The following is a 15,650-nucleotide window of genomic DNA, read 5'->3' as shown; positions in this document are numbered from 1 at the left end:
CGGCCTCCTCCGCCTATCCATGCCAAAAGTGTCAACCATCTCCCCGAACGCTGTAAGCCATCTCCCCGGGACATACACTTGGTCCGGGGTGACGACAGAGGGGGTGGTGCGGCATTGCCCCAAGCGCGGGGTGACCGGAGAGGGCATGGCGCGGCAGTCCCCCAAGCGCCATCGTGTCGTGGTCCCGGTTGTCCCTCACTCCGCGTCATCACCGGGCTTGACCCGGTGATCCATGATGCGCGGGCCGCGTGCTCCGGAAGTGGCGGGGCTCGACGACGCCGGACGCCATTGCGGCGCCGATCGGGGGACAGACCTCGTCCCGCAGGGCCTGCCGCACGGCCGAATGGACCACCGGGTCAAGCCCGGTGGTGACGCGGAGGTGGGGGCAAAGGGTATACCTGACCCGCGACCCAAAGCGCGATAGGGGTCGTCGAGAGTTTTCGCTCCGGCAGAGGGCAGCACCGCATTCCGTCCCTCATGCGTCATCGCCCCACCCCTACTCCGCCCACCGCACATCCGTCAGGTCGTTGGCCTGGATCGGGGCGTTTTGCCAGAGGCCCTCGACCTTGGCGTCCCAGACGCCGGTCTTGGCGAGCTGAAAGAGAAAGACGTTGACGCAGTCCTCGGCCAGCATCTTCTGCAACCGGCCGAGCTTTGCCTTCGCCTCCTCCGGGGCGAGGGTCGTCGCGTAGTCGTAATAGGCGGCGCGGAATTCGCGGCTCTTATAGTTGAAGTAGTAGCTCTCGCGGGCGTAGATCTCGATGTCGGCCGGCTCGGTGTGGGAGACGATGGTCATGTCGTAATCGGTGCGCTTGAAGACCTGGTCGAGCCATTGCGCCCACTCCACCGGCACGATCTCCACGTCGATGCCGACCTCCTTCAACTGCGCGGCGACGATCTCGCCGCTACGCCGGGCGTAGGGCGGCGGCGGCAGGCGCAGGGTCAGCTTGAGGGTCTCCGCGCCGGCGTCCTTCAGCAGGTCCCGCGCCTTTTCCGGGTCGTGCGGATAGCGGCCGGTCAGGTCGACATAGGCCGGATTGTGCGGGGCGACGTGGGAGCCGATGGGCGTTCCCTCGCCGAACATGGCGCCGTCGATGATCGCCTTCCTGTCGACGGCATGGGCGATGGCGCGGCGCACGCGGATATCGTCGAGTGGCGGCCGGGCGTTGTTGAGGGCGAGGATCGTCTCGCCCTCCGTGGTGCCGCTGACGACGGTGAAGCGGGGATCGGCCTCGAACTGCGGCAGCAGTTCCGGCGCCGGGAAATTAGCGAAAGCATCCAGGTCGCCGGCCATCAGAGCGGCAGCGGCGGCCGAGGGATCCGCAATAAACTTGAAGGTGGCGGCGGAAAGGTCCACCGGCTCGCCCCAGTAATCCTTGTTGCGGACGAGCTCGACCCGGTCGCCCTTGACCCAGCGTTTGAAGCCGAACGGGCCGGTGCCGACCGGATCGGTCCTGTTGGTGTCGGCCGTCTCGCTCGCCACGATCACCGCATCGCCCCAGCCCATGTCGAACAGGAAGGAGCCGGTCGGCGCGCTCAGCTTGACGACCGCCGTCGCCGGGTCGGGGCAGTCGACGCTGGCAATCGGCGCGAACAACCGCTTCTGGGCGTTGACGGAGTCCTCGGCGCGGGCGCGGTTCAGCGTGAAGGCCACGTCCTCGCAGTCGAAGTCGCTGCCGTCGTGGAAGGTGACGCCCTTTCGCAAATGGAAGGTATAGGTGACGTCGTCCTCGGCGATCTCCCAGCTTTCCGCCAGCGCCGGCTTGACCTCGCCATTGCGGTCGATGCGGGTGAGGCCTTCGAAGACGTTGGCGTAGACCACCTCGTCGATGGCCGCGGCGGCGGCGGCCGTCGGGTCGAGGTGCGGCGGCTCCAGCACCATGCCCATGGTCAGCGTGTCTTTTGCGGCGGCCGAGACCGTGAGCGCCGCGCCGAGGGCGGCGGCCAGGATGCGGGAACTGAGTCCCGTTGCGATGATCATGTCGAGCTTTCCCCGTCTTCTTGGCCCATTTCCCTGCGTCAGGCCGCATGATGACAATCCGGGCGCGGGCTTCAAGGCCTTTTCGCCGGCACGGGAAAGATCAGGCGGGCGGGGCGAGGAGCGTCATCGCCGCATCCGCCATGACCTTGGCCGAGGCGACCATATCGTCGATGACGACATATTCGTCGGGCTGGTGGGCGAGATCGAGGATGCCGGGGCCGTAGGCGATGCAGTCCTTGAGCTTTCCGGCGCGCACGATGTGCTTCTGGTCGTAGGTGCCGGGCGAGACGACGGCGGTCGCCGGCCGGCCGAGCACCGTCTCGATGCCCCTGGCGACCGCGCTCGCCACCGGCGCGTCCGGCTCGGTCATGGTCGGGGCGAAGGCCAGCACTTCGCGGAGGTCATAGGAAAAGCCGGGCCGTGTTTCCCGAAGGCCGTCGAGGAGCGTGCGGATCTCCGCCTCGACCTCGGCCGGGTCCTCCTCGATCAGATAACGCCGGTCGAGCACCATGCGGCAGCGGTCCGGCACCATCGGGCTCGGCAGGCCGGAGAAGTCGAGGCCCTGGCCGCCATGGATGGCGTTGATGTTGAGGGTCGAGGAGCGGGCGCCCTCCGGCACCACGGGCATGACGGTGGAGCGGGCTGCAAGTCGCGGCAGCAGGTCGTTTTCGATGCGCTCCAGCACGGCACCCATATGGCGGACGGCGCAGTTGCCGAGGAAGGGCATGGAGCCGTGCGCCGTGCGGCCGTGGGTCTCCACCTCGGCCCACCAGACGCCGCGGTGGCCGATGCAGACCCGGTCGACGTTGAGCGGTTCTGGGATGATGACGTGGTCGACCCGCGGCGGGGAGAACCAGCCGCGCTCGGCCAGATAGCCGACGCCGCCATAACCGCCGGACTCCTCGTCGACCGTGCCGGAGATCTCGATGGCGCCGCAGAGCGGCACGCCGGACTCCAGCATCTGCTCGACGGCGATAATGGCGGCAGCAAGGCCGCCCTTCATGTCCGCGGTGCCGCGACCATAGACCCGGCCGTCGATCTCCTCGCCGGCGAACGGGTCGACGGTCCAGCCCGCGCCGACGTCGACGACGTCGATATGGCCGTTGAAATGGAGGCACGGGCCGGGCCGGCCGGTCTCATAGCGGGCGACGACGTTGATGCGCGGATAGCGGTCGCTGTCGCCCGGCGTTCCCTCTGCGCGGACGTATGAGATTTCGAAGCCGCGGCGGCGCAGGCGCTCGCCGATCAGTTCCGCGCAAGGGCCATAGGCATCGCCCGGCGGATTGACGGTTGGCACACGGACAAGGTCGCGGGTCAGCGCCACCAGCGCGTCGCGGGCCGCGTCGATTCGTTCGAAAAGATGCTGCCTGCCGTCAGAATCCATGGAACCTCGTCGGGGCCGCGCCCGTTAAAGCCGTGAATTGGAAGCGGGCGTGTCAATCGGGCATGACGGTACGGAGAACGGAGACGGTTTTCCCGGTTTCCCGCTCTGGCATCAACGAATTGGCAGACGAGCTTCTGTCCCGTCCGCCCGCTTCCTTTTCCCCCACCTTACACGAACGGGCATCGACCGCGAGCGGTCGAACCCTCTGAACAACCGTGTTCTGCATGTCCTTCGCAAGGCCCGATACCAGGGTCGCCAGCGGCCGTTGAGTCCATTGGCCGGAACGCCGGTTGGCCAAACGTCAAATCCAGGCGATGCGGCAAAGGAAACCGCCCGGCGAAGAGGTCCTCGCCGGGCGGTTTCCGAATTGTGCGCCTGGTGACGGCCGGAGGCTACTTCTTCAGTGCCATCTCGATGTCGCGGAGCTGTTCCAGCTTGCGGGCGCGGGCCGCCTTGATGACGTCGTCCTTGGCGTCGGCAACGTCTTCCTCGGCGTCGCGGATCGACTGGGCGATGCCCTCGCGGTCGAGCTCTGCGGCGGGAACCGCATGCTCGGCAAGCACGGTCAGGCCGCCCGGGCCGGTGTCGGCGAAGCCGCCATAGATGAAGATTTCCTCGACGTTGCCGCCGACCTTCTTGACGCTCAGGTAGCCGGGGCGGATCGTCGACATGAACGGCGCGTGGCCCTTGAGGACGCCGAAGTCACCCTCGGTGCCGGGCACCACGACCTCTTCGACCTCTTCGGAAATCAGCAGCTTTTCCGGCGAGACGAGTTCGAACTGAAACGGTTCGGCCATCTAGCGACGATCCTTTCAACACGGGGGGCCGGCGCTGCCGACCCGCCGGGCGTGACGCGTTACGCGGCTTCCGCGGCCAGTTTCTGGGCCTTCTCGACCGCCGAATCCATCGTGCCGACCATGTAGAAGGCGGCTTCCGGCAGGTGGTCGTACTCACCGTCGCAAAGGCCCTTGAAGCCCTTGATAGTCTCGGCGAGGTCGACGAGGACGCCGGGCGAGCCGGTGAACACCTCGGCGACGTGGAACGGCTGCGACAGGAAGCGCTCGATCTTGCGGGCGCGAGCCACCGTCAGCTTGTCCTCTTCGGAGAGCTCGTCCATGCCGAGAATGGCGATGATGTCCTGCAGGGACTTGTAGCGCTGCAGGATCTCCTGGACGCGGCGGGCCACTGCGTAGTGCTCGTCGCCGATGATGCGCGGGTCGAGCATGCGCGAGGTGGAATCGAGCGGGTCGACGGCCGGGTAGATGCCCTTTTCCGCGATCGAGCGCGACAGCACCGTGGTGGCGTCGAGGTGGGCGAACGAGGTCGCCGGCGCCGGGTCGGTGAGGTCGTCGGCCGGGACGTAGATCGCCTGCACGGAGGTGATCGAGCCCTTGTTGGTGGTGGTGATGCGCTCCTGCAGGGCGCCCATGTCGGTCGCCAGCGTCGGCTGGTAGCCCACCGCCGAGGGGATGCGGCCGAGCAGCGCCGAGACTTCCGAACCGGCCTGGGTGAAGCGGAAGATGTTGTCGACGAAGAACAGCACGTCCTGGCCCTGGTCGCGGAAATGCTCGGCGACGGTCAGGCCGGAAAGGCCGACGCGGGCGCGGGCCCCCGGGGGCTCGTTCATCTGGCCGTAGACCAGGGCGCATTTGGAACCTTCGCCGCCGCCCTGCTTGTTGACGCCGGATTCGATCATTTCCCAGTAGAGGTCGTTGCCCTCGCGGGTGCGCTCGCCGACGCCGGCGAACACGGAGTAGCCGCCATGCGCCTTGGCGATGTTGTTGATCAGCTCCATGATCAGCACGGTCTTGCCGACGCCGGCGCCGCCGAACAGGCCGATCTTGCCGCCCTTGGCGTACGGCGCCAGAAGGTCGACGACCTTGATGCCGGTGACGAGGATTTCCGATTCCGTCGACTGGTCGACATATTCCGGGGCCGGCGCGTGGATCGGGCGGCGGGTGTCGAATTCGATGTCGCCGGCCAGATCGACCGGATCGCCGATCACGTTCATGATGCGGCCGAGGGTGCCTTCGCCGACCGGAACGGAGATGGCGTCGCCGGTATCGTGGACCTCCTGACCGCGCACCAGACCTTCGGTGGAGTCCATGGCAATCGTGCGCACGGTGTTCTCGCCGAGATGCTGGGCGACCTCGAGAACCAGGCGGTTGCCATGGTTGTCGGTCGTCAGCGCGTTCATGATCTCCGGCAGGTGTTCGTTGAACTTCACGTCGACGACGGCGCCCATCACCTGACTGACCCGTCCAACCATCTTATCGGTCATAATTACGTCCTCGTCGCTAAGCCGTTACAGCGCCTCGGCGCCGGAAATGATTTCGATGAGTTCCTTGGTGATCTGCGCCTGGCGCTGGCGGTTGTAGCTCAGCGTCAGCTTGTCGATCATCTCGCCCGCGTTGCGCGTGGCGTTGTCCATGGCACTCATGCGGGCACCCTGCTCGGATGCCCCGTTCTCCAGAAGAGCGCGGAAAATCTGCACCGAAATGTTGCGCGGCAACAGCTCGGTGAGGATTTCCTTCTCGTCCGGCTCGTATTCGTATATCGCGCCGCCGGTGTCGATCTCCACCTCGGTGTCGATCTCGGCCGGGATCAGCGGCTGGGCCGTCGGGATCTGGCTGATCACCGAGCGGAAGCGCGAATAGAACAGGGTGGCGACGTCGAATTCGCCCTCCTCGAACATCGAGATCACCCTGGAGCCGATGTCGGCGGCATGCTCGAAGCCGATCTGGCGCACGCCCCGGAACTCGAACTTGTCGTCGACCATGTAGCCGCCGAGGTCGCGCTTCAGGGCGTCGAAGCCCTTGCGTCCGACACACAGGATCTTGACGGTCTTGCCTTCCTTGATCAGCCGGAACGCATGCTCGCGGGCGAGCTTGGCGATCGAAGAATTGAAGCCGCCGCACAGGCCTCGTTCGGCGGTACACACGACCAGGAGATGGGTCTCGTCCCGGCCGTTGCCGACCATCAGTTCCGGCGCGCCGGGCTGACCCTCGAGCGAGCGGGCGAGATTGGAGAGCACCGCGCCCATGCGCTCGGCATAGGGACGGGCGGCTTCCGCCCGCTCCTGGGCTTTGCGCAGCTTGGCCGCCGCGACCATTTGCATGGCCTTGGTGATCTTCTGCGTCGCCTTGACCGACGAGATGCGGTTTCTGAGGTCCTTGAGGCTCGGCATATCCGCTTTCGTTCCGCGCTAGTCGTTTTTCCGCGTCGCGTTACGCGAAGGTCTTGGCGAAGGTGTCGATGGTGCTCTTCAGCGACGCCTTCAGCTCGTCGTTGAGCTCCTTGCGCTCGCGGATCTCGTCGAGCAGGGAGCCGTGTTCCTCACGCAGGAACAGGAGAAGACCCTGCTCGAAGTCGCCGACCTTGGAGACCGGCAGATTGTCGAGATAGCCGTTGACGCCGGCATAGATCACCGCCACCTGCTCTTCCGTCTTCAGCGGCGAATATTGCGGCTGCTTCAGGAGCTCGGTAAGGCGCGCGCCGCGGTTGAGCAGGCGCTGGGTGGTGGCGTCGAGATCGGAGCCGAACTGGGCGAAGGCCGCCATCTCGCGGTACTGGGCGAGTTCGCCCTTAATGGTACCGGCGACCTGCTTCATCGCCTTGATCTGGGCGGCGGAGCCGACGCGCGACACCGACAGGCCGACGTTCACTGCCGGACGGATGCCCTGGTAGAAGAGGTCGGTCTCCAGGAAGATCTGGCCGTCGGTGATCGAGATCACGTTGGTCGGGATGTAGGCGGAGACGTCGTTGGCCTGGGTCTCAATGACCGGCAGCGCCGTCAGCGATCCGAGGCCGTTGTCCTCGTTCAGCTTGGCCGCGCGTTCCAGCAGGCGGGAGTGCAGGTAGAAGACGTCGCCCGGATAGGCCTCGCGCCCCGGCGGGCGGCGCAGCAGCAGGGACATCTGACGATAGGCCACCGCCTGCTTGGACAAATCGTCATAGGCGATCACGGCGTGCATGCCGTTGTCGCGGAAGAACTCGCCCATGGCGCAGCCGGCGAACGGCGCGATGTATTGCATCGGCGCCGGATCGGACGCCGTGGCGGCGACGATGATCGAATATTCCAGTGCGCCGTTGTCTTCCAGCGCCTTGACGAACTGGGCGACGGTGGAGCGCTTCTGGCCGATCGCGACGTAGATGCAGTAGAGCTTCTGGCTCTCGTCACCGGTCTCGTTGATCGGGCGCTGGTTGAGGATGGCGTCGAGGATCAGCGACGACTTGCCGGTCTGGCGGTCGCCGATGATCAGCTCGCGCTGGCCGCGGCCGATCGGGATCAGCGCGTCGACCGCCTTGAGGCCCGTCGACATCGGCTCATGCACCGACTTGCGCGGGATGATGCCGGGTGCCTTGACGTCGACGAGGCGCATCTCGTCGGACTCGATCGGGCCCTTGCCGTCGATCGGGTTGCCGAGGCCGTCGACGACGCGGCCGAGCAGGCCCTTGCCGACCGGCACCTCGACGATGGCGCCGGTGCGCTTGACGGTGTCGCCTTCCTTGATGGCGCGGTCGTCGCCGAAGATCACGACGCCGACATTGTCGACCTCGAGGTTCAGCGCCATGCCGCGGATCCCGTTCGGGAACTCCACCATCTCACCGGCCTGGACGTTGTCCAGCCCGTAAACGCGTGCAATGCCGTCACCGACGGACAGCACCTGGCCGACTTCGGAGACTTCGGCTTCCTTGCCGAAGTTCTTAATCTGCTCCTTGAGGATTGCGGAAATTTCCGCGGCCCGAATGTCCATCAGCCGACCTCTTTGAGTGCGATCTTAAGGGAATTGAGTTTGGTGCGAAGGGAAGTGTCGATCATGCGGCTGCCCAGTCTGACGACGAGGCCGCCAATCAGGGCGGGATCGACCTTCCGGCTCAGTTTGACGTCCTTGCCGGTCGACTCCTTCAGGGCATCGCCGAGCGCGGCGGCCTGAGCGTCGGACAGCGGCTCGGCGGAGACGACATCCGCGGTGACCTCGCCGCGGTGGGCGGCGGCGAGCGCGCGGTAGCCCCGGATGACGTCGGGAAGAACGAAAAGGCGCCGGTTGCGTGCCAGAAGTCCACCGATGTTGGACACCAGACCGGATATCTCGGCGCGGCTGAACACCGCGGACAGCGCCTTGGCCTGTTCCTCGGAGGAATAGACGGGGCTGCGGATCAAGCGCTTCAGATCGGCGCTCTCGTCGATCATCTTGTCGAGCCGATCGAGGTCTTTCTCAACCGTTTCAATGGCCTTGGCATCTTCAGCCAGCTCGAACAGAGCAGTGGCGTATCTCTGCGCAACCGTCGGAACTGTCGATGAACTCTCAGTCAAGGGCTCTGTCTCTCACGCGGATCGTCACTGACGACTTCCAAAGCTCATCGCTAAAGTCTTGCAAGTGAAGACCTTTTCCGATCGCAGGAACGATTGGCAGGATTGTGCCCCGAAAGCCGGGCTTCGCATAGCACATGGGTGAGGGGCACGCAACATCGCCATTTCATTCCTTGGTCGTAAAGGGGGTGCATTGTTCCCGCTTTTCGGGCGAAAAAAAATGGCCGCGGCCGGACCGGCCGGCTGCAACGCCCGGTTTCGGTCAGACCCCGCAATCGCCCTTGACCGCGACGCTGGCGCGCCAGGCGCCGCGGCGGATGATAATGCGGCCTTCGAAGTTCTGGCTTTCCATCCCCTTCTCGCCCGGCTTCAGGCGCGCGACCATGCGCAGGTCGTTGTCGTCGAGGCCGCGGTAGCGACGCACCAGCACGCCCTTGTCGTCCGTTTGCTCGCCCCGAAAGACGAAGGTCTCCAGCGTACCGTTGACGACGGCGCGGGCGCGCGGACCCTTTTCCTCGCCCGATCCCTCGGCTACAGGGTAATCGGAGACGAAGACGAAGCGCCAGGTCGCCTCGTCGTCGAAGACGAACGCGGCCGCATCCGTCGGTGTCATGAAATTGCAGTACTGGGTGGCGTCGCCGCCGGTCATGACGCCAATGGAAAAGAGCGTGTCCGTTCCGGCAGCGCGCCCGGCGCCGGGTGCGGCAAGAACCATGGCGCCGGCAATTGCCGCGGCGAGCGTTGTTGTCCGGACCATATCCCGGTCCTCCCTGTCGGTCTGTCGTTGCCGCGATGATGGCACAGGAGGCGCTGAAATTCCCCGTCCAATAGTATTAGAGAAATGGCCCGGGAAGCGCCGCCTCACATGAAGCTGAGGGGCTCGACGTCGATGGCGAGCCGGACGCCCTTTTTCGGCACCGGGCCGGCAGCCAGCCAGCGGTGCAGATAGGCCTGGATGTCCGCCGCCCGGTCGGCATGGACGAGGAGGCGCTGGCGGTGGCGGCCTCTGATGACGGCGAGCGGCGGGTCGGCCGGACCCAGCACGTGGACGCCGTCCTGGTGCGGCGCGGCGCGGGCAAGCTCGCGGGCAAAGCCTTCGGTGAGGGGCCGGTCCGGACCGGTGACGAGAAGGCTTGCGAGCCGTGCAAAGGGCGGCATGGCCGAGCGCTCGCGCGCTTCCAGCTCGGTCGCATAGAAGCTCTCGCGGTCGCCGGAGACGAGCGCCCGCATCACCGGATGGTCGGGCATATAGGTCTGCAAATAGCCGACGCCGGCGCCGTCCTTCCGCCCGGCACGGCCGGTGACCTGGGAGATGAGCTGGAAGGTGCGCTCCGCCGCGCGCGGGTCGGCGGTGGAGAGGCCGAGGTCGGCATCGACGACGCCGACGACCTTGAGCTTGGGGAAATTGTGGCCCTTGGCGACGAGCTGCGTGCCGATGATGATGTCGCCCTCGCCGCCCGCGATCGCCTTCAGTTCCGCCCGGAGCCGCCTGGTGCCGCCCGGCATGTCGGAGGACAGAACGATGATGCGGGCGTCGGGAAAGTCCGCCGCGGCTTCCTCGGCAATGCGCTCCACGCCCGGTCCGCAGGCGGTCAGCGAATCGACGTCGCCGCAGGAGGGGCACGCCTCCGGCGTCGGCATGGAAAAGCCGCAATGGTGGCAGGTCAGCACGCTGCGGAACCGGTGCTCGACCAGCCAGGCGCTGCAGTCGGGGCATTCGAAGCGGTGGCCGCAGGACCGGCATAGCGTCAGCGGCGCATAGCCCCGGCGATTGAGGAAGAGGAGCGCCTGTTCGTCGCGGGCAAGCGCCTCGCCGACGGCCCGGGTCAGCGCCGGCGCCAGCCAGCGCCCGCGCGTCGGGCCGCCCCGGCGCATGTCGATCGCGTGGATGTCGGGCAGCGCGGCGCCGGAGGCGCGGTCCGGCAGCTCGATGCGGCGGTAGCGGCCGGTATCGGCGTTGTGCCGGGTCTCGATCGACGGCGTCGCCGACGACAGGATCACCGGGAAGCCGGCGATATGGCCGCGCACGACGGCCATGTCGCGGGCGTGGTAGGCGACGCGGTCGTCCTGCTTGTAGGCGGGGTCGTGCTCCTCGTCGACGACGATGAGGCCGAGTTCGGGGAACGGCAGGAACAGCGCGGAGCGAGCGCCGACAACGACCCGGACCGAGCCGTCGATGACGCCGCGCCAGAGCCGCACGCGCTGCTTCGGCGGTACGTCGGAATGCCACTCGCCGGGGCGGCAGCCGAAGCGCTCCTCGAAGCGCTGCAGGAATTCGGAGGTGAGCGCGATCTCCGGCAGCAGCACCAGCGCCTGGCGCCCGCGACGCAATGCCTCGGCGACGGCCTCGAAATAGACCTCGGTCTTGCCGGCGCCGGTGACGCCGTCCAGCAGCGTGACGGAGAAGCGCCGCTCGGCGACCGTCGCCGTGATATCTTCGGCGGCGGCCATCTGGGCGGGGCTGAGGTCGCGGCGGTTCCAGTCCGCCTCGGGCACCGGCGCCGGCGGAGCGGCCGGCAGCGGCACGATGCCGAGCGTGCCGGCGTCGATGAGGCCGTCGACGACGCCGGGGCTGACGCCGGCGGCCGTCGCCAGGCCCGTCTTCGACCACGAGGGATTCTCCTCAAAGAGATCGAGCACGCGGGCCCGAGCCTTGGTCATGCGCTCCGGCGGCGCGCCGGCAAGGCGGACGCCCTTCAGCGGCGGCTCCGGCTCCAGCGCCTCCGGCACCCGGAGGACCATCCGCAGCACCATGCCGGGCGGCGCCATGGTCCAGCGGGCGACCCAATCGATGAAGCGGCGCATGCGCCCGTCGATGGGCGGCACGTCGAAGACGTGGAGGATCTCGCGCAGCTTCGAGGGATCGACCGGCTTTCCGCCGCCGCCCTCCCAGATGCCGGGCTCCCAGACGGCGCCGACGACCTGCCGGTTGCCGAGTGGTATCTGGACGATCGTTCCGGGCTCAAGGCGCGTTCCGGCCGGAACCCGATAGCTGTAGGCCGTCTCCACGGCCACCGGCACCAGCACCGGAATGGCGGCAGCGGGCTCTTCGGGGGGCGGCTCAAGGCCCGGCAGGTGATCGGTCTGGTTGGGCACGCGGGCTCCGGCATTCGGCAATGACCAACGCCCGGCGGCGACTCAGCCGGCCGGGACGTCGCCAGAGGATAGCGGGCGGCCCGGCGGGATAAAGCCTCATGCCGGCCGCGTTAGATAAAACCCAAATTTTCGGGCATGATCGGCGCCGCCAATGCTGCACTTTGGAATTAAATACGGAGTAAACTGGTGACGAATTGTCAATGTTGCTCGCGTATGCTGCCGGTCTGGAAAAGCGTAGACGCGTCAACGTGCTCGTCGTGATTGTATACTTGGTATAAATATGTGGAAGGAGACATGGCAGAGCCGCTGATCACCGCCAGACCCGACCTTGCTGCGGAGGTGACCGCCTGGCTCGCCCACCTCGCCGGCACGCGGCGGCTTGCGGCAAAGACGGTCGAGGCCTACGAGCGCGACGTGCGCCAGCTCCTCTCCTTCCTGACGCTGCATCTCGGCGGCGCGCCGGGGATTGCCGATATCGCCGACCTGAAGCCCGCCGATTTCCGTGGTTTTCTCGCCGAACGGCGGCGTTCCGGCGCCGGCGCGCGCTCCATGGGGCGGGCACTTGCGGGCGTGCGCTCGTTTTTCTCCTTCCTGGAGCGGAAGGGCCTTGCCAACGCCGCGGCGCTGAAGGCGATCCGCACGCCGAAACAGCCCAGGACGCTGCCGAAGCCGATCGCGGCGGCGGCGGCGCGGCGCATGGTCGATGCGGACGAGGCCCTCGACGAGGAGCCCTGGATCGCGGTGCGCAACGCCGCCGTCCTGTCGCTGCTCTACGGCTCGGGCCTTCGCATCTCCGAGGCCCTCGGCCTCACCCGCGCCGAGGCGCCGCTCGACACCGTCGATTCGCTGCGGGTGACCGGCAAGGGCGGCAAGACGCGGCTGGTCCCGGTGCTCGCCGCAACGCAGGAGGCGGTCGCGGCGTATCTGCGGCTCTGCCCCTATGCGCTGGCCGAGGACGGGCCGCTCTTCGTCGGGGCGCGGGGCGGACCGCTGTCGCCGCGCATCATCCAGATCGCTGTCCAGCGCCTGCGCGGCGCGCTCGGCCTCAACGAAACCGCAACGCCGCACGCCCTTCGCCACTCCTTCGCCACGCACCTGCTCAGCGCCGGCGGAGACCTCCGGGCAATCCAGGAACTGCTCGGCCACGCCAGCCTGTCGACCACCCAGATCTACACCGCGGTCGAAAGCGACAGGCTCATCGACATCTACCAGAAGGCACATCCGCGGGCCTGACCAGGAAAGGACGGTTCTTCTTCCGGCCAAAAGGGTTGCGGTCGGAACGCTCCGTCGGGGACATACCGATGACACCATTTGCACGCAGCGCGATGCTGGCTGCCGCCCTGCTGGCCCTGCCGGTGGCGATGCCGGCCGGGGCCGAGGCCAACGACTGCAAGATGCCGCCGGAAGTCGGCACCTGGGTCCACCCCCGGCCGCGGGTCGGCGTGATCTCCTCCATCGAGGTGGAATATGAATGCGTTCGCGGCCGCTTCGAGGGCAACTGGCGTATCCGGGTCAAGAGCGAGTGCTCGCCGCGCGACTGCACCTGGGGCTGGGCGCCGGGCCAGCGGCTCGACCAGGCCCGGATCTACGCCGCATTCGAGGTTTTCTTCGGAACCCGCTACGTGACGCTCCACAGCTATGGCCACCGGATGCAGGTCGACGTGCAGGTCACCTATCACGACACCCGCAAGGCCGACGAACACTACCGTGTGGTGCTGGAACGGGATTGACGGGCGGCCGGCAGGTGCATGGATCCCCGGGTGAAACCGGCGCTAAACAATCTGTGATTTGTCGCCCAAAGATGCGTCATGATACTTTTTGACGCAGTCCGGCACAAATTCAGCGCCCCCAGACCGCGCGCTTCATCTTCCAGGCCGGCACATGACAGGAGGCACTGCCATGATCCGCACCACCACCACGCTTCTCGCCGCTTCGGCTTTCGCGCTCAGCGCCTCGATCGCCCTTGCGTGCCCCTACTCCAAGACCGACACCACGGCGTCCTATGACGTGAAGACGATGAAGTCGGCCAAGATCACGCCGCTTCCGAGCGCCAAGGGCGCCAAATCGGATTCGCTGGCGACCAGCGACGTGACGCCGACGGCGCCGGCCGAATAGGAAGCCGCGTCAGCTTTCTCCTGATCCAAAGTCTGTCCCGACAAAAAGGCCGGGCCGTCGTTTGACGGCCCGGCTTTTTGTTTTTTTGTGAGGACGCGCATTGACCGGACCGATGGAGCGCGCGGAAAAGCCCCGCGTGTCATATCCTCCGAGCGATCCGAACCGACGGTCGTCAATGCGCTTGTATTGAGCAACGCGCACTGACCGGTCCCGCGGCACCTGCCGGACAGCCGCGGCGATCGGGTCCTTGATGGGCCGGGCCGCGGGCTGTCACATGTGGATCGGTCGGTTGTCGACGGCCAGCGCCGCTTCCTTGACCGCTTCGGACATGGTCGGATGGGCGTGGCAGGTGCGGCCGAGGTCCTCGGCCGAGCCGCCGAACTCCATGATCACCGCCGCCTCGTGGATCATCTCGCCGGCACCGGCGCCGACGATGTGGACGCCGAGGACGCGGTCGGTCTCCTGGTCGGCGAGCACCTTCACGAAACCTTCGGTCTGGCCCATGGCCTTGGCGCGGCCGTTGGCGCTGAACGGGAACTTGCCGACGGAATAGGCGGTGCCGGCCTCCTTCAGCTCCTCCTCGGTCTTACCCACCGAGGCGACCTCCGGCATGGTGTAGACGACGCCCGGAATGACGTCGTAGTTCACATGGCCGGCCTGGCCGGAAAGCTGTTCGGCGAGCGCGACGCCCTCGTCCTCGGCCTTGTGGGCGAGCATCGGGCCGGCGATCACGTCGCCGATCGCATAGATGCCGTCGACCGAGGTCTTGAAATGGCCGTCGGTCTTGACCCGGCCCTTGTCGTCGAGGGCAACGCCGACATCGTCGAGGCCGAGGCCTTCGGTGTAGGGGCGACGGCCGATGGCGACGAGGATGACGTCGGCCTCGATGGTCTCGGCCGCGGCCTCGCCGGCCGCCGGCTCGATGGTGGCGACCAGCTTCTTGCCCTTCCTGTCGATGCCGTCGAGCTTGGAGGAGAGCATGAACTTCATGCCCTGCTTCTTCAGCATGCGCTGGAAATTCTTGGCGACGTCGCCGTCCATGCCCGGCAGAATGCGGTCGAGGAACTCCACGACGGTGACCTCGGCGCCGAGGCGGCGCCAGACCGAGCCGAGTTCCAGGCCGATGACGCCGGCGCCGACGACGATCATCTTGCCCGGCACCTTGTCGAGCGCGAGCGCGCCGGTGGAGGACACCACCTGCTCCTCGTCGATCTCGATGCCCGGCAGGCGGGCGACGTCGGAGCCGGTGGCGATGACGATGTTGCGGGTCTCCACGATCTCCGTCGAGCCGTCCTCATGGGCGACCTCGACCTTGCCGGCGCCGAGAATGCGGCCGGTGCCGTGGAAGGCCGTGATCTTGTTCTTCTTGAACAGGAACTCGATGCCGCCGACATTGCCGTCGATGGTCTCCTGCTTGTGCTTCATCATCGCCGGCAGGTCGAGCTTCGGCTTGGCGACCTTGATGCCGAAGCCGGCAAAGGAGTGGCCCGCCTCCTCGAACAGTTCGGAGGTGTGCAGCATCGCCTTTGAGGGAATGCAGCCGACATTGAGGCAGGTGCCGCCATGGGTGGCGCGCTTTTCGACGACGGCCACCTTCATGCCCAGTTGCGCGGCGCGGATCGCGCAGACATAGCCCCCCGGGCCGGTTCCGATGACGACGAGATCGTAGGTCATCCCAAGCAATCCTTCGGCTTGGCGGGCCGTTCCGCCCGCGAGGTCAGATCAATGCTAACAGACTTTTCCGGCGCAACGGAGGTGTT

General features: G+C 66.8%; 13 protein-coding genes. 3 read left to right on the top strand and 10 right to left on the bottom strand.

Annotated features, from left to right (window positions below):
- Positions 1 to 496 precede the first annotated feature (496 nt).
- From CH339_RS15290 to CH339_RS15250, 9 genes are all read right to left on the bottom strand, one after another.
- The gene (locus CH339_RS15290) at positions 497 to 1,981 is read right to left on the bottom strand and encodes an ABC transporter substrate-binding protein (RefSeq protein WP_111435232.1); all 1,485 of its coding nucleotides are present in this window, start codon (positions 1,979 to 1,981) and stop codon (positions 497 to 499) included.
- Positions 1,982 to 2,081: 100 nt separating this feature from the next.
- On the bottom strand, positions 2,082 to 3,365 hold the full coding sequence (locus tag CH339_RS15285; protein WP_111435231.1) for an acetylornithine deacetylase/succinyl-diaminopimelate desuccinylase family protein: 1,284 nt from the start codon (positions 3,363 to 3,365) through the stop codon (positions 2,082 to 2,084).
- Positions 3,366 to 3,757: 392 nt separating this feature from the next.
- The gene (locus CH339_RS15280) at positions 3,758 to 4,162 is read right to left on the bottom strand and encodes a F0F1 ATP synthase subunit epsilon (protein ID WP_111435230.1); all 405 of its coding nucleotides are present in this window, start codon (positions 4,160 to 4,162) and stop codon (positions 3,758 to 3,760) included.
- A 59-nt stretch (positions 4,163 to 4,221) separates the two neighbouring features.
- The gene (atpD, locus tag CH339_RS15275) at positions 4,222 to 5,646 is read right to left on the bottom strand and encodes a F0F1 ATP synthase subunit beta (protein ID WP_111435229.1); all 1,425 of its coding nucleotides are present in this window, start codon (positions 5,644 to 5,646) and stop codon (positions 4,222 to 4,224) included.
- A 24-nt stretch (positions 5,647 to 5,670) separates the two neighbouring features.
- Positions 5,671 to 6,552, bottom strand: a complete 882-nt coding sequence (locus tag CH339_RS15270) for a F0F1 ATP synthase subunit gamma (protein WP_111435228.1) — start codon at positions 6,550 to 6,552, stop codon at positions 5,671 to 5,673.
- Positions 6,553 to 6,592: 40 nt separating this feature from the next.
- On the bottom strand, positions 6,593 to 8,122 hold the full coding sequence (gene atpA / locus CH339_RS15265; protein ID WP_111435227.1) for a F0F1 ATP synthase subunit alpha: 1,530 nt from the start codon (positions 8,120 to 8,122) through the stop codon (positions 6,593 to 6,595).
- The gene (locus tag CH339_RS15260) at positions 8,122 to 8,682 is read right to left on the bottom strand and encodes a F0F1 ATP synthase subunit delta (RefSeq protein WP_111435226.1); all 561 of its coding nucleotides are present in this window, start codon (positions 8,680 to 8,682) and stop codon (positions 8,122 to 8,124) included. Before CH339_RS15260 ends, atpA begins: the two co-directional genes overlap by 1 nt.
- Before the next feature lie 259 nt (positions 8,683 to 8,941).
- The gene (locus CH339_RS15255; RefSeq protein WP_111435225.1) at positions 8,942 to 9,436 is read right to left on the bottom strand and encodes a hypothetical protein; all 495 of its coding nucleotides are present in this window, start codon (positions 9,434 to 9,436) and stop codon (positions 8,942 to 8,944) included.
- Between the two features lie 104 nt (positions 9,437 to 9,540).
- Positions 9,541 to 11,775 carry a primosomal protein N' gene (locus CH339_RS15250; protein WP_420825918.1) on the bottom strand — a complete coding sequence of 745 codons (2,235 nt, stop codon included), beginning with the start codon at positions 11,773 to 11,775 and terminating at the stop codon, positions 9,541 to 9,543.
- Between the two features lie 294 nt (positions 11,776 to 12,069).
- Here CH339_RS15250 and CH339_RS15245 point away from each other — a divergent pair, with 294 nt between their 5' ends.
- From CH339_RS15245 to CH339_RS15235, 3 genes are all read left to right on the top strand, one after another.
- On the top strand, positions 12,070 to 13,008 hold the full coding sequence (locus CH339_RS15245; protein WP_111435224.1) for a tyrosine recombinase XerC: 939 nt from the start codon (positions 12,070 to 12,072) through the stop codon (positions 13,006 to 13,008).
- Positions 13,009 to 13,076: 68 nt separating this feature from the next.
- Positions 13,077 to 13,505 (top strand): hypothetical protein, encoded by a 429-nt coding sequence (locus tag CH339_RS15240; protein WP_146610195.1) that lies wholly within the window; start codon positions 13,077 to 13,079, stop codon positions 13,503 to 13,505.
- Positions 13,506 to 13,674: 169 nt separating this feature from the next.
- Positions 13,675 to 13,890, top strand: a complete 216-nt coding sequence (locus CH339_RS15235; RefSeq protein WP_111435222.1) for a hypothetical protein — start codon at positions 13,675 to 13,677, stop codon at positions 13,888 to 13,890.
- Between the two features lie 270 nt (positions 13,891 to 14,160).
- Here CH339_RS15235 and lpdA read toward each other — a convergent pair whose 3' ends face one another.
- Positions 14,161 to 15,564: a dihydrolipoyl dehydrogenase gene (gene lpdA / locus CH339_RS15230; RefSeq protein ID WP_111435221.1), complete on the bottom strand. Its 1,404-nt coding sequence runs from the start codon at positions 15,562 to 15,564 to the stop codon at positions 14,161 to 14,163.
- Positions 15,565 to 15,650: the final 86 nt, after the last annotated feature.

It is taken from the genome of Rhodobium orientis, assembly GCF_003258835.1.
Classification (GTDB): domain Bacteria; phylum Pseudomonadota; class Alphaproteobacteria; order Rhizobiales; family Rhodobiaceae; genus Rhodobium; species Rhodobium orientis.
Note: the sequence above shows the minus strand (reverse complement) of the source record. Positions and strands in the feature narration are given on the sequence as shown.

Bases quoted from the DNA above. Each gene is read 5' to 3' on its own strand.
- CH339_RS15255 (WP_111435225.1), bottom strand. From the start codon at position 9,436: ATGGTCCGGACAACAACGCTCGCCGCGGCAATTGCCGGCGCCATGGTT.
- CH339_RS15290 (WP_111435232.1), bottom strand. From the start codon at position 1,981: ATGATCATCGCAACGGGACTCAGTTCCCGCATCCTGGCCGCCGCCCTC.
- lpdA (WP_111435221.1), bottom strand. From the start codon at position 15,564: ATGACCTACGATCTCGTCGTCATCGGAACCGGCCCGGGGGGCTATGTC.
- atpA (WP_111435227.1), bottom strand. From the start codon at position 8,122: ATGGACATTCGGGCCGCGGAAATTTCCGCAATCCTCAAGGAGCAGATT.
- CH339_RS15280 (WP_111435230.1), bottom strand. From the start codon at position 4,162: ATGGCCGAACCGTTTCAGTTCGAACTCGTCTCGCCGGAAAAGCTGCTG.
- CH339_RS15270 (WP_111435228.1), bottom strand. From the start codon at position 6,552: ATGCCGAGCCTCAAGGACCTCAGAAACCGCATCTCGTCGGTCAAGGCG.
- CH339_RS15285 (WP_111435231.1), bottom strand. From the start codon at position 3,365: ATGGATTCTGACGGCAGGCAGCATCTTTTCGAACGAATCGACGCGGCC.
- CH339_RS15245 (WP_111435224.1), top strand. From the start codon at position 12,070: ATGGCAGAGCCGCTGATCACCGCCAGACCCGACCTTGCTGCGGAGGTG.
- atpD (WP_111435229.1), bottom strand. From the start codon at position 5,646: ATGACCGATAAGATGGTTGGACGGGTCAGTCAGGTGATGGGCGCCGTC.
- CH339_RS15240 (WP_146610195.1), top strand. From the start codon at position 13,077: ATGACACCATTTGCACGCAGCGCGATGCTGGCTGCCGCCCTGCTGGCC.
- CH339_RS15235 (WP_111435222.1), top strand. From the start codon at position 13,675: ATGATCCGCACCACCACCACGCTTCTCGCCGCTTCGGCTTTCGCGCTC.